At 64.3% G+C, this 26113-nt stretch carries 25 protein-coding genes; 7 read left to right on the top strand and 18 right to left on the bottom strand.

Annotated elements, in window-relative coordinates; translation table 11 throughout:
• Positions 1-25 precede the first annotated feature (25 nt).
• The 4 genes from rfbD to wecB all read left to right on the top strand — a co-directional run bounded on the left by rfbD (position 26) and on the right by wecB (position 3994).
• Positions 26-910 carry a dTDP-4-dehydrorhamnose reductase gene (gene rfbD / locus RQP53_RS18810; protein ID WP_315652214.1) on the top strand — a complete coding sequence of 295 codons (885 nt, stop codon included), beginning with the start codon at positions 26-28 and terminating at the stop codon, positions 908-910.
• A gap of 112 nt (positions 911-1022) precedes the next feature.
• Positions 1023-1913 carry a glucose-1-phosphate thymidylyltransferase RfbA gene (gene rfbA / locus RQP53_RS18805; RefSeq protein ID WP_315652213.1) on the top strand — a complete coding sequence of 297 codons (891 nt, stop codon included), beginning with the start codon at positions 1023-1025 and terminating at the stop codon, positions 1911-1913.
• Positions 1913-2464 (top strand): dTDP-4-dehydrorhamnose 3,5-epimerase, encoded by a 552-nt coding sequence (gene rfbC, locus RQP53_RS18800; RefSeq protein WP_315652212.1) that lies wholly within the window; start codon positions 1913-1915, stop codon positions 2462-2464. The genes rfbA and rfbC overlap by 1 nt, the downstream gene beginning before the upstream one ends.
• Before the next feature lie 417 nt (positions 2465-2881).
• Positions 2882-3994 carry a non-hydrolyzing UDP-N-acetylglucosamine 2-epimerase gene (wecB, locus tag RQP53_RS18795; RefSeq protein WP_315652211.1) on the top strand — a complete coding sequence of 371 codons (1113 nt, stop codon included), beginning with the start codon at positions 2882-2884 and terminating at the stop codon, positions 3992-3994.
• 87 nt (positions 3995-4081) lie between these two features.
• Here wecB and RQP53_RS18790 read toward each other — a convergent pair whose 3' ends face one another.
• A complete protein-coding gene (locus RQP53_RS18790) occupies positions 4082-5089 on the bottom strand; it encodes an NAD-dependent epimerase (RefSeq protein WP_434064124.1) in 1008 nt (335 codons plus the stop codon).
• A gap of 351 nt (positions 5090-5440) precedes the next feature.
• Between RQP53_RS18790 and RQP53_RS18785 the strand changes: the two genes are divergently transcribed.
• Positions 5441-6217, top strand: coding sequence for a WecB/TagA/CpsF family glycosyltransferase (locus tag RQP53_RS18785; RefSeq protein WP_315652210.1), 777 nt, complete (start codon positions 5441-5443; stop codon positions 6215-6217).
• Between the two features lie 469 nt (positions 6218-6686).
• Here RQP53_RS18785 and RQP53_RS18780 read toward each other — a convergent pair whose 3' ends face one another.
• A complete protein-coding gene (locus RQP53_RS18780) occupies positions 6687-6908 on the bottom strand; it encodes a hypothetical protein (protein WP_315652209.1) in 222 nt (73 codons plus the stop codon).
• On the opposite strand from RQP53_RS18780, the gene RQP53_RS18775 reads away from it, so the two are divergent.
• The gene (locus RQP53_RS18775; protein WP_315652208.1) at positions 6886-8769 is read left to right on the top strand and encodes a heparinase II/III domain-containing protein; all 1884 of its coding nucleotides are present in this window, start codon (positions 6886-6888) and stop codon (positions 8767-8769) included. The genes RQP53_RS18780 and RQP53_RS18775 overlap by 23 nt on opposite strands.
• Positions 8770-8818: 49 nt before the next feature.
• Here the strand turns inward: RQP53_RS18775 and RQP53_RS18770 are convergent, their stop codons facing one another.
• The 16 genes from RQP53_RS18770 to RQP53_RS18695 all read right to left on the bottom strand — a co-directional run bounded on the left by RQP53_RS18770 (position 8819) and on the right by RQP53_RS18695 (position 25051).
• On the bottom strand, positions 8819-9943 hold the full coding sequence (locus RQP53_RS18770) for a glycosyltransferase family 4 protein (protein ID WP_315652207.1): 1125 nt from the start codon (positions 9941-9943) through the stop codon (positions 8819-8821).
• Positions 9944-10003: 60 nt separating this feature from the next.
• Positions 10004-10879, bottom strand: coding sequence for a glycosyltransferase family 2 protein (locus RQP53_RS18765; RefSeq protein WP_315652206.1), 876 nt, complete (start codon positions 10877-10879; stop codon positions 10004-10006).
• Positions 10876-11799 (bottom strand): glycosyltransferase family 2 protein, encoded by a 924-nt coding sequence (locus RQP53_RS18760; RefSeq protein WP_315652205.1) that lies wholly within the window; start codon positions 11797-11799, stop codon positions 10876-10878. The genes RQP53_RS18765 and RQP53_RS18760 overlap by 4 nt, the downstream gene beginning before the upstream one ends.
• 2 nt (positions 11800-11801) lie before the next feature.
• The gene (locus RQP53_RS18755; protein ID WP_315652204.1) at positions 11802-13214 is read right to left on the bottom strand and encodes an O-antigen ligase family protein; all 1413 of its coding nucleotides are present in this window, start codon (positions 13212-13214) and stop codon (positions 11802-11804) included.
• A complete protein-coding gene (locus RQP53_RS18750; protein WP_315652203.1) occupies positions 13215-14750 on the bottom strand; it encodes an oligosaccharide flippase family protein in 1536 nt (511 codons plus the stop codon).
• Positions 14751-14772: 22 nt separating this feature from the next.
• Positions 14773-15732, bottom strand: a complete 960-nt coding sequence (gene fcl / locus RQP53_RS18745) for a GDP-L-fucose synthase (RefSeq protein ID WP_315652202.1) — start codon at positions 15730-15732, stop codon at positions 14773-14775.
• Positions 15732-16856, bottom strand: a complete 1125-nt coding sequence (gene gmd, locus RQP53_RS18740; RefSeq protein ID WP_315652260.1) for a GDP-mannose 4,6-dehydratase — start codon at positions 16854-16856, stop codon at positions 15732-15734. The genes fcl and gmd overlap by 1 nt, the downstream gene beginning before the upstream one ends.
• Positions 16857-16869: 13 nt before the next feature.
• A complete protein-coding gene (epsI, locus tag RQP53_RS18735) occupies positions 16870-17592 on the bottom strand; it encodes an exosortase-associated protein EpsI, B-type (RefSeq protein ID WP_315652201.1) in 723 nt (240 codons plus the stop codon).
• Positions 17589-18503, bottom strand: coding sequence for an exosortase B (gene xrtB, locus RQP53_RS18730; RefSeq protein WP_315652200.1), 915 nt, complete (start codon positions 18501-18503; stop codon positions 17589-17591). The genes epsI and xrtB overlap by 4 nt, the downstream gene beginning before the upstream one ends.
• A 5-nt stretch (positions 18504-18508) precedes the next feature.
• Positions 18509-19408 carry a polysaccharide biosynthesis tyrosine autokinase gene (locus tag RQP53_RS18725; protein ID WP_315652199.1) on the bottom strand — a complete coding sequence of 300 codons (900 nt, stop codon included), beginning with the start codon at positions 19406-19408 and terminating at the stop codon, positions 18509-18511.
• Positions 19408-20844, bottom strand: a complete 1437-nt coding sequence (gene epsF / locus RQP53_RS18720) for a chain length determinant protein EpsF (RefSeq protein WP_315652198.1) — start codon at positions 20842-20844, stop codon at positions 19408-19410. The genes RQP53_RS18725 and epsF overlap by 1 nt, the downstream gene beginning before the upstream one ends.
• A gap of 12 nt (positions 20845-20856) precedes the next feature.
• Positions 20857-21705 carry a polysaccharide export protein EpsE gene (gene epsE / locus RQP53_RS18715; protein ID WP_315652197.1) on the bottom strand — a complete coding sequence of 283 codons (849 nt, stop codon included), beginning with the start codon at positions 21703-21705 and terminating at the stop codon, positions 20857-20859.
• Positions 21702-22706: an EpsD family peptidyl-prolyl cis-trans isomerase gene (locus RQP53_RS18710; RefSeq protein ID WP_315652196.1), complete on the bottom strand. Its 1005-nt coding sequence runs from the start codon at positions 22704-22706 to the stop codon at positions 21702-21704. The genes epsE and RQP53_RS18710 overlap by 4 nt, the downstream gene beginning before the upstream one ends.
• A gap of 380 nt (positions 22707-23086) precedes the next feature.
• Complete coding sequence (gene ubiE / locus RQP53_RS18705; RefSeq protein WP_315652195.1) at positions 23087-23818, bottom strand: bifunctional demethylmenaquinone methyltransferase/2-methoxy-6-polyprenyl-1,4-benzoquinol methylase UbiE; 732 nt, start codon at positions 23816-23818, stop codon at positions 23087-23089.
• A 12-nt stretch (positions 23819-23830) separates the two neighbouring features.
• Positions 23831-24247, bottom strand: coding sequence for a gamma-butyrobetaine hydroxylase family protein (locus tag RQP53_RS18700; RefSeq protein ID WP_315652194.1), 417 nt, complete (start codon positions 24245-24247; stop codon positions 23831-23833).
• Positions 24248-24598: 351 nt separating this feature from the next.
• Complete coding sequence (locus RQP53_RS18695; RefSeq protein ID WP_315652193.1) at positions 24599-25051, bottom strand: HIT family protein; 453 nt, start codon at positions 25049-25051, stop codon at positions 24599-24601.
• A 69-nt stretch (positions 25052-25120) separates the two neighbouring features.
• Between RQP53_RS18695 and RQP53_RS18690 the strand changes: the two genes are divergently transcribed.
• Complete coding sequence (locus tag RQP53_RS18690; protein ID WP_315652192.1) at positions 25121-26101, top strand: Bug family tripartite tricarboxylate transporter substrate binding protein; 981 nt, start codon at positions 25121-25123, stop codon at positions 26099-26101.
• Positions 26102-26113: the final 12 nt, after the last annotated feature.

The following is a 26113-nucleotide window of genomic DNA, read 5'->3' as shown; positions in this document are numbered from 1 at the left end:
TGCACGCGGCAGACGAGGGGCAGACATGAAGATTTTGCTGCTGGGCAAGAACGGCCAGCTGGGCTGGGAGTTGCAGCGTGCGCTGGCACCGCTGGGTGAACTGGTGGCGCTGGACCGTAGCGAAGGCGCCGATCTTGCCAACAGCGAGCAGCTGATCGCCACCGTGCGTGCCGTGGCGCCGCAGCTGATCGTCAATGCCGCCGCCTACACCGCGGTCGACAAGGCCGAGAGCGATGCCGCTGCGGCCCAGCAGATCAACGCCATTGCCCCTGGCCTGCTGGCACGCGAGGCGAAGGCGCTGGGCGCTCTGCTGGTTCACTACAGCACTGACTACGTCTTTGATGGCAGCGGCGATCAGCCCCGTGATGAAACCGCCGCCACCGGCCCCCTGAGCGTCTACGGCGCCAGCAAGCTGGCCGGTGAACAAGCGATTGCCGCCAGCGCTTGCCAGCACCTGACGCTGCGCACCAGCTGGGTCTATGCGGCGCGTGGCGGCAATTTCGCCAAGACCATGCTGCGTCTGGCCGGCGAGCGCGAGCAGCTGAAGGTGATTGCCGACCAGATCGGTGCCCCAACCGGCGCCGATCTGCTGGCTGATCTGACCGCCCATATGGCACGCGCCACCCTGGCCAATCCGCAGCTGGGCGGGCTCTACCATGCGGTGGCCGGCGGCCAGACCAGCTGGCATGCCTATGCCAGTCATGTGATTGAGCTTGCACGCCAACGCGGCCAGGCCATCAAGGTGGCGCCGGATCAGATCCTCGCGATCCCGACCAGTGAGTACCCAACGCCGGCCCGTCGCCCGCTGAACTCGCGTCTGTCGACCGCCAAGCTGCAGCAGGCCTTCGGCCTGCGCCTGCCCGAGTGGCAAACAGGCGTCGAGCGAATGCTGGTCGAAGTGTTGGGCTGAAGCCGCGGCCGAAGCAGCAGATCTGCCCGTAAAGCGCCCCGCATTCCCCGGGCTTCAGTCCGGCTGGCCTGGCCGACAATCACGCGGCAATGACCCGCAGGAGCACAAGCCGATGAGCACCAAAACCCGCAAAGGCATCATCCTCGCCGGAGGCTCCGGCACCCGGCTGCACCCGGCCACGTTGGCCATGAGCAAGCAGCTGCTGCCGGTGTACGACAAGCCGATGGTCTATTACCCGCTGACCACGCTGATGCTGGCCGGGATGCGCGACATCCTCTTGATCAGCACACCCACCGATCTGCCGCGCTTCGAGGCCTTGCTCGGCGACGGCAGCCGCTGGGGCATCAATCTCAGCTACTGCGTGCAGCCCAGCCCCGATGGCCTGGCGCAGGCCTTCATCCTCGGCAAGTCCTTCATCGATGGCGCGCCGAGCAGCCTGGTGCTTGGCGACAACATCTTCTACGGCCACGACTTCCAGGGCCTGCTCGGCCATGCCGCCAATACCGAGCAGGGCGCCACCGTGTTCGCCTACCACGTCACCGATCCTGAGCGTTATGGCGTGGTCGAGTTCGACGGCCAGCAACGCGCGCTATCGATTGAAGAAAAGCCCAAGGCCCCAAAGAGCAACTACGCAGTGACCGGCCTCTACTTCTACGACGAGCAGGTCTGCGACATCGCCGCCGCCATCAAGCCCAGCGCCCGCGGCGAGCTGGAAATCACCGATGTGAACGCCCAGTACCTGCGCCAGAACCAGCTCCAGGTCGAGATCATGGGCCGCGGCTACGCCTGGCTGGACACCGGCACGCACGACAGCCTGCTCGACGCCAGCCAGTTCATTGCCACGCTGGAAAAGCGCCAGGGCCTGAAAGTGGCCTGCCCCGAGGAAGTCGCCTTCCGCAATGGCTGGATCGACGCTGCCCAACTGGAACGGCTGGCCCAGCCGATGCTGAAGAATGGCTACGGCCAGTATTTGATGAAGTTGTTGAACGAGAAGAGTTTCTGATGAAGGTCACCGCCACCTCCCTGCCCGAAGTCTTGATCGTCGAACCCAAGGTGTTCGGTGATGCCCGCGGCTTCTTCACCGAGAGCTGGAACGAACGCGCCTTCAACGAGGCCGTCGGCACGCCGGTGCGCTTTGTGCAAGACAACCATTCCCGCTCCAGCCGTGGCGTGCTGCGCGGCCTGCATTTCCAGCTGGCGCCGCATGCGCAGGGCAAGCTGGTGCGGGTGGTCAGTGGCGCGGTCTTCGATGTGGCGGTGGACATGCGCCGCAGCAGCCCCAACTTCGGCCGCTGGGAAGGCGTGGAGCTGAGTGCCGACAACCACCGCCAGTTGTGGATCCCGCCCGGCTTTGCCCACGGCTTTCTGGTGCTCAGCGACAGCGCCGACTTCCTCTACAAGACCACCGACGTCTACGCGCCGCAATGCGAGGGCGCCGTGCGCTGGGACGACCCCGCCATTGGCATCCAGTGGCCTGACGCCGGCGTTACCCCGCTGCTGGCCGAGAAGGATCGCACGGCCCCGCTGCTGGCCGAGGCCCGCACCTTCGATTGAGGGGCCACAGGCAGCTAGTGTCGTGAGTTGGGAATTCGTGGCATTGCGACGGGTCGCAACGGGGATGCGCGGTAGGCGCGAAGCCGGGTCGATACCGGGCGTATCGCCCCGGCTTTGCAACGCCCCGAGCGCCCCGTTTCGACCCGCCCCGCACGGGGTTCGACCAGGCGGCGCGCTTGCGGCACCGACAGGCTGGGGAGATACACCCGGTATCGCCCCAGCCTGTCGGCACCACCATCATCACCGCCTGGTCGAATCTCAATGCTACGAATTCCCAACTCACGACACTAGGCCCTCACGCCCTGTTACGCTCTGCCCTGCCTCTTTTGACGCTGGGCGCCCCTGGTGTGCCCCGCTGTCCCGGACAATACAGGCCTCGCACGCGACCGCGTGCCCGCCTCACAACGACGACCGACCATGAGCAGCAGCAAACCCGTCATCCACCTGATCGCCGGCGCCCGGCCCAATTTCATGAAGATCGCGCCCATCGTGCGCGCACTCCAGGCCGACGGCCGCCTGGCCTGGAAGATCGTCCACACCGGCCAGCACTACGACCGCGACATGAATGACGTGTTCTTCGAGGAACTCGGCATTCCCCAGCCCGATGTGCGCCTGGGCTGCGGCGGCGGCTCGCATGCCGCGCAGACCGGCAAGATCATGCTGGCCTACGAAGAGCTGTGCGCGGCCGAGAAGCCAGACGCCTGCCTGGTCGTTGGCGATGTGAACTCGACGCTGGCCTGCTCGGTGGTGGCCAAGAAGGCCTGCATCCCGGTCGCTCACGTTGAGGCCGGCCTGCGCAGCGGCGACATGAGCATGCCCGAGGAAATCAACCGCCTGGTCACCGACTCGATCTCCGACTGGTTCTTCGTCACCGAGCCCAGCGGCTACGAGCACCTGAAGCGCGAAGGCAAGGACATGAGCATCGTCTACGACGTTGGCCATGTGATGGTCGACAACGTGCTCTTCCAGGCCGAGAAGTTGAAGGGCATGGACACCAGCGGCTTCGAGACCGACGCCTTCAAGAAGGCCAACGCCCGCTACGGCGTCGTCACCCTGCATCGCCCGTCCAATGTCGACAGCGCCGAAGCGCTGGAGCGCATCGCCAGCGTGCTGCGCCGTGTCGGCCAGGAGCTGCCGCTGGTGTTCCCGGTGCACCCGCGCACCCGCGGCAATATCGAGAAGTTCGGCATCGACCTCGGCCCCAACGTCACGCTGCTGGGCCCGCAGGCCTATATGTCCTTCCTGCACCTGTGGAAGGACGCCGCCGTGGTGCTGACCGACAGCGGCGGCCTGCAGGAAGAAACCACCGCGCTGGGCGTGCCCTGCATCACCATGCGCGAGAACACCGAGCGCCCGGTCACGGTTGACGAAGGCTCCAATGTGCTGGCCGGCACCGACCCCGAGGTCATCATTGGCCATGCGCTGCAGACGCTGCAAACCGGCGGCAAGCGCGGCCGCCGCCCGGCCCTGTGGGACGGACGTGCCGCCGAGCGCATCGTCGACATCCTGGCCAAGCACCTGGGCGTCTAAGCCTGCTTCAAGCCTGGCCTGACCACACTGGTCAGGCACAAAAAAGCCCCGCACTGCGGGGCTTTTGCATTGGCGTGGGCGGTCTGCTCAGACCTTGAAATAGCCGCGATACCAGTCCACAAAGTTCTGCACGCCCTGAGGCACCGGCATGGCCGGGCGGAAACCGGTCCAGGCGGCGAGTTCTTCGACATCGGCATGGGTGGCCGGCACATCGCCGTCCTGCAGCGGCATGAAGTTCTTGATCGCTTCCTTGCCCACGGCCTTTTCGATCGCGTCGATGAAAGCCATCAGTTCGATCGGGTCGTGATTGCCGATATTGAACACGCGGTACGGCGCATTCGAACGGGCCGGATCGCTCTTGTCGGAGTCGTAGCCGGGCTCCGGCGTCGCCTCGCGATCCAGCACCCGCACCACGCCCTCGGCGATGTCGTCCACGTAGGTGAAGTCGCGGATCATCTTGCCGTGGTTGAACACATTGATCGGCTTGCCTTCGATGATGGCCTTGGTGAACAGGAACAAGGCCATGTCCGGCCGGCCCCAGGGGCCATAGACGGTGAAGAAGCGCAGGCCGGTCGTTGGTAGGCGGAACAGATGGCTGTAGGTGTGCGCCATCAACTCGTTAGCCTTCTTGGTGGCGGCATAGAGGCTGACCGGATGGTCGACGCTGTGATGCTCGCTGAATGGCATCAGCGTGTTGCCACCATAGACGCTGGAGCTGGACGCATAGACCAGATGTGCCACCTTGTTGTGCCGGCAGCCTTCCAGCACATTGGTGAAGCCGACGATATTGCTGTCGATATAGGCATGCGGGTTCTCGATCGAGTAACGCACGCCGGCCTGCGCGGCCAGGTGAACGACGCGATCAAACTTCTGCTCGGCGAACAGCCGCTCCATGCCGGCGCGGTCTTCCACATCCATCTTCACGAAGCTGAAGCCCGGCTTGCCCTCCAGGCGCGCCAGCCGGTCGCGCTTGAGCTGCGGGTCGTAGTAGTCGTTCAGATTGTCCAGACCGACCACCTGGTCGCCACGCGCCAGCAGGATCTGGCTGACATGCATGCCGATGAAGCCGGCTGCGCCGGTGACTAGAACTTTCAAGATGACTCCTGGAACCCGGATCGCGGTGGATGAGCGTCTGCCCCCAACAAATCATCCGGGGCGCACACGCAAGCGAGGCCGTATTCTCCACTGAACCGCCCGCCGGCCACGCATCAGCTGGCAGCTTTTCCCCCTGCAAACAGGTGGCCCGCAGCAGGCAGAAATGCGCGAAGCCTGCTTCGATTTGTAAGCGCTGGGCACAAACACTTGAAGCCGCGGCCCGCTTGGGGCACATTGGCGCCTTTCGCGCGCGGCTCTCGGTAAAAACCCGGAGAATTCTGACCCAACGGCCACCCCGCGCCCCTTCGCATAAAAGAGAATCCCGAGCTGCCTCAGCCCGTCATCGTCCGCATGTCTACTGTTCGCGCCATCACCGCCCCCGAGGAAACCGAGCTGTTCGGCATCCGCCTGTTTGCCAGCAGCATGGACGATGCGGTTGACGCCATCAGCGCCGATGCCAAGACCGGCTGTGGCGGCATCGTCTGCGTTGCCAATGTCGACATGCTGACCCGCGCGCTGAGCATGCCACGCCTGGCCCAGGTGATGAGCCGTGCGCGCTGGGTCGTCACCGACGGCATGCCCTTGGTTTGGGCGCTGCGCCGGCTCAACGGCATTCAACGCGCCGGCCGCGTCAACGGCCCCAAGCTGACACTGGAGCTGTGCCGACGTGCCGAGGGCGAAGGCACATCGATCTTCCTCTACGGCGGCACGCCGGAAGAGTTGCGGCTGATGCAGCAAAACCTGCTGCTGCAGTTCCCGGCGCTGAAGATCGCCGGTGCCGTCTCGCCACCGATGCTGCCCACCGAACCGCCCTACGATCCCGACATCGCCGCCGCCATCAACGACTCCGGCGCCGGCCTGCTCTTCGTCGGCCTCGGTTGTCCCAAGCAGGAGTTCTGGATGGAAGCCCACCAGGGCCGCCTCAAGCCCATCGCGCTGGGCGTGGGCTTTGCCTTCGCGCTGATTGCCGGCACCAAGAAGGAAGCGCCGCACTGGATGCAGAAAAGCGGCCTGGAATGGCTCTTCCGCTTCAGCCAGGAGCCTGGCCGCTTATGGAAGCGCTATCTGGTGGGAAACAGTATTTTTGTAGGTCGGGTGCTGCGCCAGTTGCTGCTTGGAAAGCCCTGAGCCGCCAGCTTGCGGCCAGCAACAAAGTGAAGCTTTGGTAAAGGCCTGGTAAGCGCGCGGCAAAGGCGAGCAATCTGCACGCTCGCGCCCCCTATTCCGGTGGCAGTAGCGAGAAAGAATTGCTTACAGCCAGATGGTGAACTGCCGACAATGAAGATGTCTCCCGCTTCGACTCCGCACGAGCCGCCTTCGCCATGCAGTCCCTCAGCCCCCGCGTCTCGCGCATGATGCCCCTTCTCGCCCTGTGCTCAGCCAGCCTCATCGCTTGCGGCGGCGGCGAGCAGGCCAAGGAAGAGAAGGCGCTCTCCAGCGTCACGCCAAGTGGTCAGCTTGCCTCTGCAGCTGAACCAGCCGCCGAAGCCGCCAGCACGCCGAGCGCAGATGCACCCGCATCGGCAGCCAGCGCTGCGCCCGCCAGCAGCTCGGCGGTTACAGCCAGCACCACAGGCCCGAGTCCGTCGCGACGCGCTCAGGCGCTAACACCGGCGGCATCAGCCGGTACGAGCAGAGCCACCAGCACGACGGTCGTCACAACCGGCGGCGGCAGCACGACGGTCATCACACCCAGCACCAGCAGCACCACCACGAGTCCGACGATTCGCCCCAACGGACTCTGGACCGCCTCTGAAACGACCGTCGCCGCGCCAGTCTCGAACGGCGATGGCTCCTTGACCACTGCCTCTTCGGCCAAGGCTTTGGCAGCGCCATCGGCCGGTGTGTTCTATGGTCAACGCGAGGCCCGCGAAGACTGGACTGGCCTTGCGGCCAGGGTCAAGAGCTCCACCGACGTGGCCAATTGGCTGAAGGCGCAGAAGGCCGACGTTGACGCCTGGATGGCCAAGAACCCCGAGCGCGCCGACATGGTCGGCGGCTGGGTGCAGAACTATCTTGATCCCAAGACGGGCGCATTGGTCACCTGGACCGTTGACAGCCCCGAGCCCGCAAGGGCGGCCAGCACGGCCGAGCAAAAGTACTACGAAGGCTGGGTCGCCTATGTACGAGGCTACAACATTGCCCGCACGCAGATGGCGGCCCGCATCTACCGCCTGACTGGCGATACCAAGTATGGCGAATGGGCGGCCAAGCAACTCGATTTCTACGCCAAGAACTACAAGACCTGGCCGCTGCGCACCTTCAATGGCCGCGGGCAGATGTACCGCCACGGCCTGGACGAAGCCTATGACAGCTTCACCCTGGTCGACGCAGCCCGGCTGCTTGAAAGCTATGCCGGTAGCGCGCGCAACCAGGCCTGGCGCGATGGCCTGTTCCTGCCCATGGCCACAAATCTGAAAACCGTGACCACGCCGATGAGCAATATCGCGCTGTGGCATTACGCCGCCATCTCCGGCATCGCGCTGCGCTTCAAGGACACAACCCTGCTCGACTATGGGCAGAACCATACCCAGGGTCTGCTGGCGACACTGCGCTATGGCGTCACTGCCGATAACCTCTGGATCGAAGGCACCTTCGCCTACAACGACTATGTGGTCGACGCGATGTCCAAGCTGCTCACCCAAGCCTCGCTGGAAGGCCGCAGCAGCACCTTCCAGGCCGAGCGCGATTTCACGCTGCGCCTGATGCTGGCAGCCTTCGACTACCGCTTTGCCGACAATATGCTGCCCACCCCCAGCGACAGCTCAGCCAAGTTGCCGGTGGCCACCCCGGCCGTACATTGGAAGCTGTTCCGTGTGCTGCCCACCTACTACGGCGTCGACCTGGCCAACCGCTGGCGCACCTGGGAATCACTGCTGGACCCGCCGAGTGCGACGCCGAGCGCGCCGACCTTGCCCACCGTCTACACACGCAATTTCCCGAGCATCCGCATGGCGGTGCTGAAGTCTGGCAATTGGCAGGCCTTCTTCCACTACGGCCAGGCCACGGGCAATCATGCTCAAGAAGAAGCGCTGGCCTATGAGCTCTATGACGGCACCACACAGATCAGCACCGACTCCGGCACCGTCAGCTACACCTCGCCCTACCACACCGACTACTTCAGTCGTGGCCCCGCCAACAACGTCGCGCTGATCGACGGGCTTGGCCAGTCAAGCTGGGGCAAGGGCGACGTCACCGACTTCACGGCCAGTGCCAACCGATTGGTTGCCCAGCACACCAACTACCGGCCCGGTGTCACGGTGTCACGCGGCCTGCGCGTCACCAGTGCCGGCATGGCCGAACAAACCAGCATCAACGTCAACAGCACACAGGCCGGGATTCCGCCCGCCAGCAAGCGTCTCGGCATCGCATTCCACAGCGCCTGCCAGATCAGCCCGCAGGCGGGACTGAGCACAGCGCCAGCAGTCGCGTTGCCCAGCGCAATTGGCCTGAGCTATTGGAAAGAAACCAAGATGTGGACCGCTGGCACCAACTGGACGGTCAGCCTGGTCTGCGGCAGCAAGAGCTATACGCTGAGCGTCTCCGGCCCGGCCAACCAGCGTGTGTATCTCTCGCGAGCGCCCACCACGCCGCTGCCCACATTGCGCAATGTGCTGTACTACGAAGCGGTAGGCACCGCTGCCAGCTACAGCAGCGAGATCAAACCCTTGGTCAATTGAATGTCGCCATGCGCAGCGCTGGATTCAAGCATTGACCGCGGTCCTGTGCTCAGGCTCTTGCCTGAGCTAGCTGACCAAGCAAGCCGCTGATCACGCGGTCAATAAAGCACTGAAACGACAAGTCGCCCCGAATGCGCCGCTCACCAGCCTCGCCAAATACCCGAGCGAGCGCCGGGTCGCCAAGCAACTGCCCGAGCCGCTGAGCCAGTTCACCGACCTCATCGCTGCGCAAGCGGAAGCCGGTCACACCATCCTGGACCAGATCATCGGCGCTGCCGTCGGCATAACCCGACACCACCGCCAGCCGGTGCGCCATGGCCTCGTTGATGGCCAGCCCGCCGGTACCAGGCAGCACGAAGACATCGGCCGCGTCAAAGTAGCGCCCCACGCCTTCGACCACCCGGCCGGTGGCCAACCAATCGCTGCGAGCGCCGTAGCGCTGTTTCAGCACCTCGAGATAGGCGCCATCGCCAACCAGTACAAACATGGCGGCCGGGTCATTCAGCTGGTCCAGCGCGGCGAACACCCGATCAAGGTTTTTCTCCTCGAGCACCGCGCCGACATAGAGCACGATGCGCTTGCCGGCAAGTTGCGGGTACTGGGCGACCAGCGCCTCGCGCGCCTGCGCCTTGTCGCCGGCCACAATGGCGCCCTCGTCGATGGTGTTGTGCATCACGATGGTCTGCTCGGGTCGCGCACCATGAGCCACCGAATAGCGCTGCGCATTGCTGTGATAGCAAAGATGCAGATCAAAGCGCGGAATGAAGGCGCCAAGAATCGTCCGCTTGATCAGGCCGGGGTTGTACTCGTAGCCACATTGCCAGGACACCAGCTTGCAGCCCCATTTGCGCTTGTGCATGGCGATTTGCCATTCTGACCATGTCCCCGAGTGACACATGGTGACGATGATGTCTGGCCGCTGTTTATCCAGTTGTTCAATCAGGCCTTGCTGATTGCGAAGTGCGTAACCGCCCACATATTTCTCGAACAAGCGGTAGTAGCGTTGATCACGCACAACCGCCTGACTAAGGGGCGTGCGACCTGCCGCGGCAAGCTCATGCTTGGCCGTGTACAAGGTGAACTCCCCACCCAAGGCCTTGATGCGTGCTTCGATCGCTTGCAAGGTTGGGCGGTGGTAGTGCATCACGTAGTCAAAGACGAACGCGATCTTCATGATGGTTTGACTCCTGATGCCTTGCGTCCCAAAGCTGACACGCAAGCGAAACGTTATGGATTAGGCGAGCGTTTGATGGCTACCGGGCGCGCCTTCGCGCCATTGACGCAAGCCCTGTAGGCGTCCCCAACTCGTTGCAAGGCCAACCGCCATGGACTGCAGACCGGGCCTGAGCAGCGCCTTCACCGTCGGCGCAAGAAGGCCTCGAAGCACGATCCAAACGGACAAGCGGTGCTTGGCGTAAATGGCCCCGGTGCCTCGCGCGCGCGACATCGCTGAACGCCACGCTTGGGAAAGAGCAACTGCGGGCCGCCGCCCGAAGGCGTGGTGCACCCTGGCTGTCGACAGCCCTTCAATCCGTGCCCCGGCGTGCAGCGCCCGCAGGACAAGGTCGATTTCTTCCGCAGCGCCGAACCACTGCCCGACGCCCAGCCGCTCGTCGAATCCATGCAGACGACGTAGCAGCGCCGCTTTGAGGAACAGGGAAATCGAGCTTGCCTCACCGCCGCGATAGGCGCGCCACGCGGCCAGCTCCAGCGCGTGCCCGTCGGCCCTCTGCCCCAGGACCTGACTTTGCTCAACCCAGTTGATGCTGAGCCCGTCCAAGGCTGAGTCGGCTTCGAAAGCTGCAAGAACCCGTGCCACCGTGTCTGGCTCGTACCAGCAGTCATCGTCGGGAAAGGCGATGACCTCCCCCGTTGCCTGCGCGATGCCCAGATTGCGGGCGCCCGAGAGGCTGGGACGACCTAGACGCAAATGGCGGATGTTCAGTCCGCCGGCCTTGGCCTCGTCAACGAGGACGTTCAGTCGATCGTCCGGATTCTGATCGACCAGCAAGACCTCAAAGCGCTGATCAGTCTGCCTGCAGAGCGCATCGAGGCCGCGCGCCAAGTCGTCCGTGCGCCCAACCGTCGCCAACACCAAGCTTGCTTTCATGACCCAAGGCCTTTGCGCATGCCCTTGCTGCCCACAAATCCAATCGAGCGCAACCAGTAGAGCGGGTTATGCCTCGCCGCGGGCGACAGCAGCATGGTCCATGCACGTCTCAGCTCCCCCGCTGCGGCATTCGTTCTGGCGAGATTGATCAGATGGGAGGCGAGCAAGCGTCGGGCACCCGCTCGCATAGGCGCGGGCACGGCTCCCGCACTCAATCGCTGCGCCAAGCGCTGATAGCAAGGCAGCATGTCCATCACCACAGCCCCTGTCGTGGCGCTGTTTGGCACAGCCTGCGTGTACGCGACCAAGGGGCGGTTGTCGTGCGCCACTGCAGTACGCTCGGCAAGGCGGAACCAGAGGTCCTGGTCTTCCCCTAGCTTTTCGCCAACGGCAAAACGGAAACCACCGTCTAGCAATAGTGCGCGCTTGATCGCCACGCCACTGGCGTTCATGAATGGTTGATACGCCCATTCACGGTAGAAGTCTTTAACCAATCCAATTGCTCCAGGCGATTCGTGCCGGCGCAGGAATGACTTGTGCTGGCCGTCAGGCCAGACAGCTTCATAGCCACAGCACAGCAGCCCGGCATCCGGAAACTGCCGCGCAAGCTGATGCATCGCCGCCAGAAACCCTGGTCGGTACTGGTCATCAGCATCAAGAAAACAGACGTACTCGCCGTGCGCCGCCTCAAGGCCACGATTGCGCGCGGCAGCGACGCCAGCGTTCGCTTGCTGAATCAGCGTGACTCGGGGTTCGGCGAGCCCATGAACGAGCGCTGGACCTGCGTCTGTCGACCCATCGTCAATGACGATGACCTCCAGCTCGGCCTGGGCTTGCGAGAGCACTGACTGCAATGCCGCCAGTACAAACTGCTCTTTGTTGTAGAGCGGAATGACGACGCTGAAAAATGGTCCTGGCATGCTCAGTAGGACATACGCAAGCCGTTCAAGACGACTCGCTGCTTGGGTTCCGGTTTGGGCAATTGAAGTGCGAGACGGAACAGCAGCATGTGCACCAGGATTTCCGCATTAAACAGTGTGGTCGTGGTCAGTGGCGCTTCCGTCACACAGCGTGCCGCGACAAAAAGGAACAGCGCCCAGGACACGCCACGTGTCGCCGGCGCCGAACGCCAGGCGCACCAGGCCAGCGAAACGAAATAGACAACAAAGCACAGCGCGCCCACGCTACCGGCCACACTGAGCGACTGGAAGAACTGGTTGTGAGCACTGAAAGCGAACAGCATGCCGATACGCATCCGGTGCAGCGGCCCCCAGGCCTCGGGGCCATAGCCGAACAGCGGATTGGCCTCCCAGGCCGAGATGGCAGCACGCCAGATCGCGGCCCGACCGGTCAGCGTGGTCACGTCGCCACCGGCGCGGCTGAACAGGAATTTATCGAGCAGGCGGCCGGTGTCCACAATCATCAGGCCGGCACAGACCAGCAGCCCGAGCGCAACAGCCCCGAGCAGAAAACCGACGCGCAGCCGGCCATGCTCATCGCGCCCCCAGCGGTACCAAGCCAGCACACCGGCGATCATGAAGGCGGCCGCCCAGGCGGTCTTTGACTGCGCGATCAACAGCACGACCAATGCGACCAGCCAGACCACCGCGCCGAACAGGCGGCGGCGCATCGGGTATAGGTATTCCAGCAGCATCAGCAACAGCGCCAAGGGGCCGATGGAGTTGGCGTGCGAACCCAGCCCCCAGAAGCGGAACTTCAAACCCGGCACCCAGCTGCGCGCATAGGGGCGCTCCAGCACCAAGTCGGGCTTGACAGCAACGAGCGCCAAGCCAATCAACATCATGCCCAGCAGCGCCAGCTTGGCGAAACGCAGCATCGCCTCCGGGTCTTCATTGCGCGCCACATAGATGGCAATGAACAGCACCGGCGCGTAGAACATATTGTGGATAAAGGCGGGATGCGTGCCGAAGGCACTGCTGAGCACCGTGCCCGAAAAGAAGAAGGCGAGAAAGCTCAGGAATAGCGTCGTGGCGGCCGGGCTGGACGGATTGCTCTGGCGACGCAGCAGATGGCCGAACACGCGGGCGATGCACAAGGCCAGCACGGCGCCGGTAAACAGCCGCAGCACACCTCCGCCGCCACCGCCCGCGGCCTGCATTTCGGGGTCGAAATCGCTCAACCCCAGCTTGCGACCGGACATCAATGAGGACACGCCGATCGCGGCAATCATCAGCACGGGCAGCAGCGGCACCACCCAACGGCTGAAATGCCGCTCAGCCGAGAACACCCCCACCTGCACCAGCACCAGCAGCAGGGCCACGCCCAGCGCCATGCCGCCGAAGATCAGAAAGCCGATGAGATCAGCGATAGTCATTCAGACCCTCTTGCCGGCGAGAAACGCCATACGCTTTGACAGTTTTGCAGGCAGCTTGCGCAACACCTGCTCGAGCACGCTTTGCAGCGGCAGTGGAATTATCCAGGGAAGCAGGCGCAGCGCGGCCAGGTGAAGCGCCGTGGCGAGCACGGCGATCAGTGCCAGGCGCGCCAGTGCCGGCAGGCCGGCCAGGCCCCGTTCGAGCAACAAGACTTCCACGACCGCCAGCACCGTCAGCAGCAGGCCACCGCGCAACGAATGCCACAGAGCGCCAGCGCCCATCTGCATGGTGCGCAGCGCGCTGAACACGACAACGCTGCAACGCAGTGCAAACAGGCCCAGCGTGCCCCAGGCGAGCGCGGCAATGCCGTAGGGCGCGAGCAGCCAGCAGCTCAGCGCCCAGGCCAGCGCTACGGGCGCCTGTACACGGAACTCGCGGCCCGGCTTGCCACCGGCCCAGAGCAGCGGCGTGGCCATGCCCCAGATCAGGAACAGCGGCATGGCCAGCGCCAATGGCCGGCAGACCTCAGCCGCGCCCAGCCACTTGTCGCCATAAAGCACCAGGATGAAGGTCGGTGCCAGCGCGGCCAGCGCTGCAAAGAGCGGCAAGATGAAGCAGGCAATCGCTGCGACCAGCGCCGAAAAGCCCTGAGCAATGCGGGCTCGGCTCGCGGCCTCGGCGGTGACACCGCCATCGCTGCCCTCGGCGATCCGCGCCGAGGCCGAGAAGAACACCGGCTGCAACACGCCCAACAGCGTGCTGGTCGGGTTGTAGAGCATGTTGTAGGTGGTGGCGTAGAGCCCGATCTCGCGCGCCGGAAACAGCCGGCCGATGAAAACGCGGTCGGTGTTGTTGATCGCCCAGTTCAGGATGTTGGTGAAGAACACCGTCGCCCCATAGGCACTCTGCGCGCGGGCCTGCTCGTACCAGAGCAGGGGCTTGAGCGCGTGGCGAGGGCCCGCATAGAGCAGCAGGCCGCTCACCAGTGTTTGCACCAGCCAGGCCAGCACCAGCGCATCGACACTGGGCCGCCACAGCGCCAGCGGAATGCCCACGCAGAGATAGCCCAGCACATAGCCGAGCAACTGCGCCAGCTGGATGCGCTTGAAGTCCAGGCCGCGCTTGAGCAGGTTCAGCGAGGGGGCAGCCAGGGCGTTGAGCAGGCAGACCGGCGCCAGCGCCTGCACCACGCCGGCCGAGCGCACGTTGCCGAAGAAGCCGGCGATAGGCGCGGCGGCCAGCCAAATCGCGGCCGTTACCGCGGTGCCGAGGATCAGTTGCCAGGTGAAGACGAAGCGCACGTCAGCGGCACTGACCTCCTTCTTCTGGATCAGGCCATAGGCCAGGCCCACATCCGAAAAGAAGCCACTGAAGCTGACGACGATGGCGCCAATGGCGAACAGGCCGTACTCCGAGGGGCCGAGCAGCCGCGCCAGCACGACCTGCGAACCAATCTGCAACAGCATGCGTGCCAGCGCACCGCCCGCGCCCCAGGAGACGGCCGCGAGTGCTTTGGAGCCAAGGCCTTGCGCCATCGCTGCGGAGTTGCCTGGCGTTTTAGGCCTGCGCGTAGCGTGCCAGGAAGTCCTGGTAGGCCAGCGCAATGCCTTCGCGCAGCGGCAGACGTGCCTGCCAGCCCAGCGCGCGAAGCCGCGAAACATCCAGCAGCTTGCGTGGCGTGCCATCGGGTTTGGAGCTGTCGAACGCAATGCGGCCGGTAAAACCGATCACGTCCATCACCGTCTCAGCCAGTTCACGGATGGTCACGTCCTCACCGGTGCCAATATTCACCAGCGGGCCGTCATAGCCCTGCTCGGCCAGATGCACGCAGGCATCGGCCAATTCGTCCACATACAGGAACTCGCGCATCGGCGTGCCGCTGCCCCAGACCACGTATTCGGCATCACCACGCTGCTTGGCCTCATGGGCCTTGCGGATCAACGCCGGCAGCACATGGCTGTTGGCGAGGTCGTAGTTGTCGTTGGGGCCGTAGAGATTGGTCGGCATCACGCTGACGTACTGGCGCCCGTATTGCGCGTTATAGGCCTCGCAGAGCTTGATGCCGGCGATCTTGGCGATCGCATAGGGCTCGTTGGTGGGCTCCAGCAAGCCGGTCAACAGGCTGTCTTCATGCAGCGGCTGCGGCGCCAGCTTGGGGTAGATGCAGCTCGACCCCAGGAACATCAGCCGCTGCACGCCGGCCTGATGGGCAGCGTGGATCAGGTTGGCGGCGATGGTCAGGTTCTCGTAGATGAAGTCGGCGCGGTAGACGTTGTTGGCCTGGATACCGCCCACCTTGGCCGCGGCGATGAACACATAGTCAGGGCGCTCGGCGGCCATGAAGGCAGCCACGGCGCGCTGATCCAGCAGGTCGAGCTCCTGGCGGCTGCGTGTGATCACCCGCTCGTAACCGGCTCGCTGCAGTCGGCGCACGATGGCCGAACCCACCATGCCACGGTGGCCGGTCACAAAGACCTTGGCGCCCGCCTTGAGCGCAGAAACAGGGCTGCTGCTCATCACTCGTTGTAGTCGTAGGCCTGGAAACCGGCCAGCTTGACCAGGCTGTCGCGACGCGCATCGGCGTAGTCGGACTGCACCATCTCGGCCACCAGCTCACGCAGCGTGGTCTTGGGCGTCCAGCCCAGCTTTTCCTTGGCCTTGGTCGGGTCGCCCAGCAGGGTCTCAACCTCGGTCGGGCGGAAGTAGCGCGGGTCAACGCGCACGATCACGTCACCGACCTTGCACTTGGCCTTGTCGCCGCTCACTGCCGTCACACGGCCGACCTCGTCAACGCCCTCGCCCTCGAAGGCCAGCGTCACGCCCAGTTCGGCGGTCGCGAATTCCACGAACTGGCGCACGCTGTACTGCACGCCGGTGGCGATGACGAAGTCTTCGGGCTGGTCCTGCTGCAGCATCAGCCACTGCATCTCGACGTAATCACGGGCATGGCCCCAGTCGCGCAGCGCGCTCATATTGCCCAGGTGCAGGCAGTCCTGCAGGCCCAGCGCAATGCGCGCAATCGCGCGGGTGATCTTGCGCGTGACGAAGGTCTCGCCGCGCAGCGGGCTTTCGTGGTTGAACAGCACACCGTTGCAGGCGTACATGCCATAGGCCTCGCGGTAGTTCACCGTGATCCAGTAGCCGTAGAGCTTGGCCACCGCATAGGGGCTGCGCGGGTAGAAGGGCGTGGTTTCCTTCTGCGGGATCTCTTGCACCAGACCATACAGTTCGCTGGTGGAGGCTTGGTAGAAGCGTGTCTTCTCTTCCAGGCCCAAAATGCGGATCGCTTCCAGGATGCGCAGCGTGCCGATGCCATCGGCATTGGCGGTGTACTCGGGCGTCTCGAAGCTGACGGCCACGTGGCTCATCGCCGCGAGGTTGTAGATCTCGTCGGGCTGGACCTGCTGAATGATGCGGATCAGATTGGTCGAGTCGGTCAGGTCACCGTAGTGCAGCACGAAGTTGCGGTTGTCGACATGCGGGTCCTGGTACAGGTGGTCGATGCGGTCGGTGTTGAACAGCGAGGCACGGCGCTTGATGCCGTGAACCTTGTAACCCTTCTTCAACAGAAACTCGGCCAAGTAGGCGCCATCCTGCCCTGTCACGCCGGTGATGAGCGCTACCTTTTGCTTTTCCACGATAAACCTCCTGAATTTATTTCTGCGGCGCACCGAGCAGGCGCGAGGCCCAGCGCGATTCGATGGCGCGGCTCATGTCGGCAATGAAGGCCGTCTGCAGCGCATAGCCCTCAGCCGTATTGCCGGTGATGTTGGACACCCGCACCAGCATGCCATCGGGGATCATGCCGCGCAGGCCGTAGCGCAGTTGCACCAGCTTCTGATCGGTACCGCTGACCGCCACATACTCGCCAACGGCAAACCAGAAGGTCACCGGCTCGATGCGGGCATTCAGCTGCGCCACCATGCGCTGCACCGGCAGCACACGGCCATCGGGCAGCGTGAGCTTGTCCGACGACTTGGAATTGATCTGGAAGCCCTGAGCGGGGTAACAGACATCGGGCCGGTGAGCGCGCGTGCCGTCCGATTGGTCGCCGCCATAGGCGACGGACAGCATGATACGGTCGCCCTTGGCATTGACGTAGATACGGCTCAGTGTCTGGTTGTAAATCTTGTTAAGCCGCGCAGCCAGATCGGGCGAAACGATGCTGACCGGGCCGCGGGTATCAACTTGCCAGTCACCAAACTGGGTGGGGAAAGCCTGCTCGAGTTCCATCTTCTGCCATTGGTCGGCCAGATGGATGGTGGGCGTCGCGACATAAGCGCCAATGGCAGCGCATGCCAGCACAGCCGCGATGGCAGCTGCGCGCAGGCGCAGGCCGCGAACCGGCCTAGCCCCAAGGCTGACTTCAGCACTCATGCAGCCTCCTGATTCTTCGTCTTGAAGAAAAAGCCCAGCAGTTTGTCGACCACCAGCATCACCGACAGCGCGACCATGAACAGCACCATGCCGGCAAAGCCGTGCACAAAGCCCTGCCCGGCTTCATCGCCGAAATAGTAGGTCACCAGCACCAGAATCATCACCCGGGTCACATTGGCCACGAAGGCAATCGGGATCAGCAGGATTGCCAGCGTCACATTGCGTGCGACCGAGGTATAGGCCATCAGGTTCATGTACAGCATGCCGAGCGCTTCCAGCGTGAACATCGAGTTCAAGCCCGCGCAGGCATCGGCCACCAAGAGCTGGTACTGGCCCACCGTCAACATCACGCCGGCACGTCCCACTGGATAGCCAAGCGCGTAAAGCAGATTGCTGGCCACAGCCGATACCGCCGACTTCAGCGGCGAAGTAACCGAGGCCACCAGTGCCTCGGGCAAGGGCAGCATGAAGAACAGGAAGAACAGCGGGAACCAAGCCGCGCGCAACCCGGCCCAGCCGCGAAAGATCAGCAGCAAGGCCGCCAGTACCAGGATCTGCGAGCCGACCTCAAAGATCAGCACCGCCTGCGAGCGGCCCACCACGTAGACCAGCGCGGCGAAGGCCAGCAGCGTGTAGCCGAGCACGGGCGCCGCGCGCGACTGCAATTCGACCAAGCGATAGCGCAGTTGGTAGAGCAACCAGCCCGCCACAGCAAGGATGATGGGGCCATGGCCCTGCTCGTCAGTCGACCAGACTTGCTGGCTCAGCGAGTAGTAGGCTGGCAGGTAGAGCAGCGCGAAGGCTGCCACGACCATCAGCAGGGACGGCAGATCGACCGAGGGCGGAATGACGGGGCGGCGCGGCGCCACCACCGCGGTAGCGGCTGCCCCCGCGGCGGGCTTTGTGGCCATGGGCTTCAGAACTCGTTGAGTACAGCGCCGGCAATCTGCACGGCACTGCCGGCCAGCGAACCGACCAGATCACGCAGGCCATCAATGCGCGCCACGTTCTTTCGCGCCAGCACCAGCGCGGCACCGCATCGAGCGGCAACCACGCAAGGATCGGCGCCCTGGGCAGCAGCCGGCGTGTCGACAACAACATGGTCGAACTTGCCGGTCAATTCGCGCATCAGCAGGCCAAAGGCCGGACGCTCCAGCAATTCCAGCGGATTCGGCGGAATCGGGCCAGCCGGCAGAACGAACAGGCTAGGAACGCCCTCGACCTGTTGGATGGCAGAACGCTCGGTACGGCCGGAGAGAATTGTCGACAGCCCCTTGCCGCCTTGCACAGCAAAGACCTCATGCTGACGCGGATCGCGCAAATTGGCGTCCACCAGCAGCACACGGCCGCCAAGCTGAGCCAGCGACACCGCCAGATTGGCAGCAATATAGGTCTTGCCATCGCCGGCCGAGGGGCTGATCACGGCAATCGCCGCACGCGGACCCTCGCCGTTATTGACCCGCATGGTAACCTGGGTGCGTACACCGCGAATTGCCTCGGCTTGCACCGAGAACGGTTCGTTCAGGGAAACCAACTCGGGGCTGCTGAGGCGGCGCTCGGCCGAAGCCAGCGGGTAGTGGAACTGCTGCGCAAGTGCCGACAGCACCTCATCTTCGCTGGCCAGGCCCAGCGCAATGGCAGCCTCGCCAAAGCGAGCGCCCTTCTCGCGCTGATAGGCCAGCACACGCTCGACTTCGGCGGCACTCAGGTTGCGCGTGGCACGGATGATGTCGCCGATCGAACGATCTTGACCAGCGCTGGTGTCTTGAGAGGCGTCCACGGTACTTCCAGCCTTGGCTTCAACAGAGTTGTTCATCATTGCGCCCCTTTGCCGGCCGCAGCCTGGCCCAACAGGCGTTGCTGCATCTGACTGCCCTTGGCGGCACGGCCGAACAGACGGCGCGCTGCCGGGTGCGGCACGACGCCAATCACCGGCACGCCCAGTGCCTGCACCACATCCTCAACGCTGCGCACACGGCGATCGAGCAATTCCAGCACCAGGCAAACGCCCACCGCCAGCAAGGTGCCACCAAAGACGGCCACGATGGAGTTCAAAAGCATGCGCGGCGAAGTCGCTTCGACCGGCGGTACAGCCTGAGTCAGTACCGAGACGTTCGCCTGCGTGGCCTGGCTTTCCAGACTGCTCTGGTTCAGGCGCTGCTGCACCTGGTCGTAGGCACGTTGCGCGTTTTCGGCATCGCGTTGCAGGACGGCGCCTTCGTCGCGGACCGCCTTCAGCTGCAGCAGCTTGCTGCGCTGTGCTTCCAGCGCGGCACGCAGTTCGCCGACGCGCTGTTGGTTGATGGTGTTGGCCACACCGACACCGCTGCTGATCTTGCGCGTTTCCGCGTCCATCTTGCTGCGCAGCTCATTGATATTGGCCTTGGCCTCCAGCACTTGCGGATGCGCTTCGCCCAGGCGCGAGCCCAGTTCCTGCAGACGGGCTTCAGCACGCGCCAGATCGGCCTTCATGCCAGCGATCAGCGGGCTGTTCAAGACTTCCTGCATGCGGTCAGCCGACGCGCCGTTGGCCATGGACTGGCGGCTGCCCGACTCGGCGGCCAAGGCTTGAATCGCCACCAGCTGGCTTGACAGCTCGTTCAAGCGCGCCGTCTCGACGTCCAGACGCTCATCGGCAGCGATGATGCCCTTTTCCTTCTGAAAGTCGGACAGCTTGGCCTGCGCTTTTTCCAGCGCTTCGCGGGCTTCCTTGGCGCGCGACTCGAAGAAGCTCGAGTACTGCTTGGCCGGATCGACGCGCAGCTCCACCGAAGTTTCCAGATAAGCCTGCACAAAGGCATTGGCCAGGCCGGCAGCAAATCGAGGGTCCGGCGCCTTGTAGGTGACGGTGATCACGTTCGACTCGCGCGAAGGCCGCACTTCAAGACTCTTCTGGAAGGAGTCGGCCAGCCACTGTTCGATGGAGCCTTCGCCGTCGGTGGCTTCCTTCCACTGCTCGCGGATGGTCGGGTTCTCGGTCAACTTCAGATTGCGAACAACCTTGTAGGCCACCCGATCACTCTGGATGACGTCAATTTGAGTAGCCAGATAGCTCGGGCTCAGGGCACCCGAATAGAGCACGGCGCTGACCGGATCGGGCTTGGCCACATCGATCACCACCGACGCGACACCGGTGTACTTCTTGGGCAGCACGGCACTGATCAGCACCGTCAACACCACGGTGCCGAAGAAGATGCCGAGCGCCAGCTTCCAGCGAGCACGGATGATGGAAAGGAATTGAATAAAACTCATGCTAGCTCCGCGTCAGAACAGGCTCTCGCGCACATACACCACATCGCCATCCTTGAGCGCCTCATCCATGGCTGGCTGCAGAATCTGCACCTTGCCATCGGGGCCCTTGCGATGCACGCGAATGCCCTTCTCGGTACCGCGCAGCGTCGTGCCGCCGCCGGCGGCCAGCGCCTGCAGCAGCGTCATGCCGCGCTCCAGGCGGCTGGCGCCCGGGCGTTGCACTTCGCCGTAGATGTAGACCAGCGGAGCGCGGTCGACCCACAGCACGTCGCCGTTTTGCACGATCACGTCCTGCTCACGGCCACCAGGCGCGAACACGCCGGGCAGATCGATTTCCTGGCGGTAGGGCTGGCCGTTGCGGGTGCCAGAAAGCACCAGCACTTCAGCGCCGTTACCTGCGACCCCGCCAGCATTGGCGAGCAGATCGGTCAGGCGCATATCGGCCACATCCAGCGGATAGCGGCCGGGACGATTGACCTGGCCGAGCACGCTGGCCTGGTTGCCGCGCACCTGCAGCACCACGATGGTGACCTGCGGTTGCTTGACGAAGTTGCCGCTCTTCAGGCCATCGCCGATGACGCGCTCGGCCTGCGACAGCGTGCGGCCACCCAGATGCACCGGCCCGAGCAGCGGGTAGGAAATGATGCCGTTCTCGGAGACGCGGGTCTCGAGCAGCAGATCAGGGTTTTGATAGACGCTGATGCGCACCACGTCGCCGGCACCGAGACGGTACTCGGCAGCCACCGCGGCAGTGCCGCTGGCTGGCGCAACATCGGCCGCGTGAACCGTCTGCAAGGCCGCAGCGGCCAGCAGGCCGGCAGCCATCAGCAGGGACAGGGGTTGCTTGGACTTCAACTTCATTTCAGACCCATTCCCTTGGAAATCGAGTTGGCATCGAGGCCGCTGGCAGCCGGCGCTGCCGGGGCGACCGGAGCAGCCGTCGGTGCAGGCGCGGCGCTGGCCGCAGCGGCCGCCGCTGCAGCGGCTTCGGCGAACTTGCCGACGTATTCGACCTTGGCCGCGTCACGCAGTGCCTTCATTTCCTTTTGCACCAGTTCGCCCTTGCGCTGGTTGCTGAGGAACTGCTCGATGGCCGGGCGAGCGCGGGCTTCGTCGACCGGCTGGCTGCGCGAGCCGACCAGGAACAGCACTTGCAAGCCGTTGGGCGCCTGGCTGACCAGCGAGTCGCCGTCCTTCAGGCGGGCCACCGTATCCAGGCTGGCCAGCGGCAGCTGCTCGGCGGCGCGCACAGCCTGGTTGCCGACGAACTTGATGTCGTTGGCCTTCAGGTAGTCGGCGAACTCGCCCATGTTCTTGGCGCTCTTGAGGCGCTCGCGAACGCCCACGGCCTGCTCGGGTGTTGCCTCAATCATCAGCTCCTGCAGGCTGTAGACGCGGCGCTCCTTGAACAGCGCCGGCTTGGCGTTGTAGTAGGCGCTGATTTCCTCGGCCGTCGGCTTGGCGATGCCTTCACCCAGGCGCTCGACGTAAGCGCGAGCGATGATTTCACGCTTGGCCGCTTCGATCTGCTGAACGACGCGTGGATCGCGGTCAAGCTTCAGGTCCTGCGCCTTCTGCACGGCCAGTTCCTGTTCGATCAGACGTTCCAGCACCTGGCGGCCGGCAGCTTCGGCCTGTTCGGGCTTCAGGCCCTGCTGGCGCTGCAGCACATAGTTGATCTGATGAACGGTGATCTCTTCCTTGTTGACCTTGGCGGCGGTCTGCGAGGCCTTGTCGCCCTTCTTGCCATCGCCGCAGGCCGTCAGCAGCAGCGCAGCGGAGGCCACAGCGGCCACCAGACTGACGCGGGCCAATGAGGCCGCACCCTGCCGGCGCGCCAGCGTTTGCTCGATCAAGTTCATAGCTCAGCTTTCTTTTCTGGACCTGGGAGCCCGTCAACCAGCGCCGACGGACTCTTTTGCCTTTTGTTTGACCCTCACGCGCAGCCACTCCCCGCGCGAAACGGCGAGTGTAACTTTGCATGGTGACACCTGACCCTCCCTAGGCCGCCGACAGGCGTAACAAACACCCACCAGCCGCAACGGACAGTCTCCCAACGCTTGACCCAGCCACCAAGGGCAAGGGTCGGGCCCGATGGTAGCCGCGAGGCATGAGTCTGCACCGATCAAAGCGAACGGTCCTCCCCGAATTCGGGGACGCCCAAGGGAAAACCATGAGAATTGACTGTGCCAGACCCGGCACGACGGGCGCTCAACGCACAAGGCGCCCGGCAGGCCTCAGCTCAGCACTTGATACCGGCATGAAGCGCCACGATGCCGGCGCTGAGGTTGTGCACGTCGACGTGGCCAAAGCCGGCCGTCTTCATCATCGCCTTGAGCTCCTGCTGAGCCGGGTGCATGCGGATCGACTCGGCCAGATAGCGGTAGCTCTCGGCATCGCCGGCAATCATCTGGCCCAGCTTGGGCAGGATCTTGAACGAATACCAGTCGTAGGGCTTGCGCAGCGGCTCGGCCACGCGCGAGAACTCCAGCACCAGCAGCCGGCCGCCGGGCTTGAGCACGCGGCACATCTCGGCCAGGGCCTGGTCCTTGTGGGTCATATTGCGCAAGCCGAAGGCGACGCTGACCAGATCGAAGCTGGCGTCCTTGTAGGGCAGCTGTTCGGCGTCGCACAGGTTGGTGGGCAGCACCAGGCCTTCGTTGAGCAGGCGGTTGCGGCCCTGGCGCAGCATCGCTTCATTGATATCGGTGTGCACGACCATGCCGCGCTCGCCCACATGGCGGGCAAAGGCGCGCGACAGATCGCCGGTGCCGCCGGCGATGTCCAGCACGCGCTCGCCCGGCTGCAGATTGGCCACGGCCACGGTGTAGGCCTTCCAGGCCCGGTGCATGCCCATGGACATCAGGTCGTTCATGATGTCGTAGCGCGAGGCGACCGAGTCAAACACGCCGCGCACGCGCTGTGCCTTCTCGCGCTCGTCGACGGTCTGGAATCCGAAATGGGTGCTGCTCATGGGCGTCTTGCCTTAATGATGATGGCCGCAGGCGCCGCCGCCCTTGACGGGCATGGGGTCGTCGCGCTGCACGCCGGCCGCGGCCAGCCGCGCTTCATAGTCGCGCCATAGCTGATCCTGGCGGCTGCCGAGTTCGTGGAGGTAGTCCCAGCTGAAGATGCCGCTGTCGTGGCCGTCGGAGAACACCGGCTGCACGGCGTAATGCCCGACCGGCTGAAGATCGACGATCTGTACCTCGCGCTTGCCGGTCTGCAGCGTCTCCTGGCCCGGCCCATGGCCTTTCACTTCGGCCGAGGGGCTGTAGACACGCAGCAGCTCAAAGGGCAGACGAAAGCGCTGGCCATCGGCGAAGGCGATCTCGAGCACGCGCGATTGCTGGTGCACGGTGATTTCGGTCGGAACAGGGGTGTCGGGGCGCAGGCCGGCCATGGCTTCAGGAGCGCAGCCGTGGCTGCGCAGCGTGGGAAGGCGGTCAGTGTAGCGCCCTGCCCCGTGGCCATGCCCGCCAACAGGGCAATTCGGCCCGTCCAGCATTCCACTTGGCACAAAAAAAGAACCCCGCACGAGGCGGGGTCAAGAGGAGGGGTCGGTGTTCAGCCAACTCGGCTTTCGCTTGGTGCGACTGCCGCACTGAACATGTCGCTAGATTGCCTGTGCCCTGCCACTCCAACAAGCTGTAAGAGCTTGCAGGTGAAACATCTGACACCCTGATTTCAGAGGAAAGGACGGCTCGTTCGCGATACAAGCGCTCACAACTTCGCGGTTAGGAAAGTGCAGCTTTCAGCGCGCCGAGGCCTCGTGCTGGCGCAGCGCCTCGCGCAAGCGCTGATCCAGCTCGCTCAGCGGCAGCGCCAGCCATTGCTCGGCAGGTCCATCGAGCTGGCGCAGCGGCGCACCCCAGACCGGATTGGGGAAGTGGCTGTCCCAGTCAAAGCGCGCGATGACATGCCAGTGCAGATGCGGCACGACGTTGCCAAGGCTGGCGAGATTGATCTTGGTCGGGGCCAGCGCGGCCCTGAGCGTTTGCTCGACCACCGTCACCGCGGCCATGCAGGCGGCGCGTTCGGCCACACCAAGATCGCTGAACTCGGCCACATGGGCCTGCCAGACGAGCCGGTAGAAGGCCGGAAAGTTGGCGTCCTCCGCACGGATCAGCCGCCATTTCGGGGTTTGCACGATCAGCAGACCGCCGGTTTCGTGGCACAAGGGGCATTGCACAGGGGGCTGGCTCATCGTTAGCTCTCGCACTTTCACCGCATCAAAACAATTCGCCACTGTAGCGAAGCCCGAAGGACCGACGATATGAGCCTCACCCTGCCCTCGCGCCGCCGCGCGCTTCAAGCCCTTTCGCTGACGCTGGGCGCACCGCTGTTGGCGCGCGCCGACAGCTGGCCCAGCAAGCCGCTGCGCTGGGTGGTGGCCTATCCGGCCGGCGGCGGCTCGGATTTCCTCGCCCGCCAGCTGGCGCCGCAGCTGGGCAAGCAACTGGGCCAGACCATCGTGATCGACAACCGGCCCGGCGCCGGCGGCGCCATCGGCACCGATGCGGCAGCCAAGTCGCCGGCCGATGGCTACACCCTGCTCAGCGGCGACAACGGCGCCATGGTGTTCAACAGCGCGATGTACAAGAAGCTGGCCTACAGCCCGAGCGACTTCGCGCCGGTCGGCTTCATGGCGCGCTTCCCGCTGATCCTCTGCGTCAATCCGGGGTCAGGTTTTGCCTCGGCCAAGCAGTGGCTCGATGAGGTGCGCAAGCAGCCCGGCAAGTTCAGCTATGCCTCGCCCGGCATCGGCAGCCCGCACCACCTGGCGATGGAGCTGATCAAACAGCGCAGCCAGAGCTTCATCGTCCACGTGCCCTACCGCGGCACCGCCTATGCGATTCAGGACGTGATCGGCGGCATCGTGCCCATGGCCATCCTCGACACGGCCGCCGGCCTGCCGCAGATCCGCGCCGGCAAGATTCGCGCGCTGGCCGTGCTGTCGAAGAAACGCCTGGCCACCCTGCCCGATGTACCCACCTTCGAGGAACTCGGGCTCAAGGATGTTGAAGTGGCGGCCTGGCAGGGCCTGTTCGTGCCCAAGGGCACGCCCGAGGCCATCGTCAACCGCCTGTCCAGCGAGATGCAGAAGGCCCTGGCCGTGCCCGAGCTGCGCGCCCGGCTGGAAGACTTCGGCCTGGAAGTCGCGCCCGGCGATGCCGCCAGCCTCGGCCGCTTCCTGCAGGCCGAGACCGCCCAATGGCATGCGCTGATCAAGGAGCGCAAGCTGTCGGCCGAGTGAGCACCGAGTGAG

This window comes from Roseateles aquae (assembly GCF_032337115.1).
Taxonomy (GTDB): domain Bacteria; phylum Pseudomonadota; class Gammaproteobacteria; order Burkholderiales; family Burkholderiaceae_C; genus Roseateles_C; species Roseateles_C aquae.
This window is presented reverse-complemented; position numbering and strand designations above follow the sequence as displayed.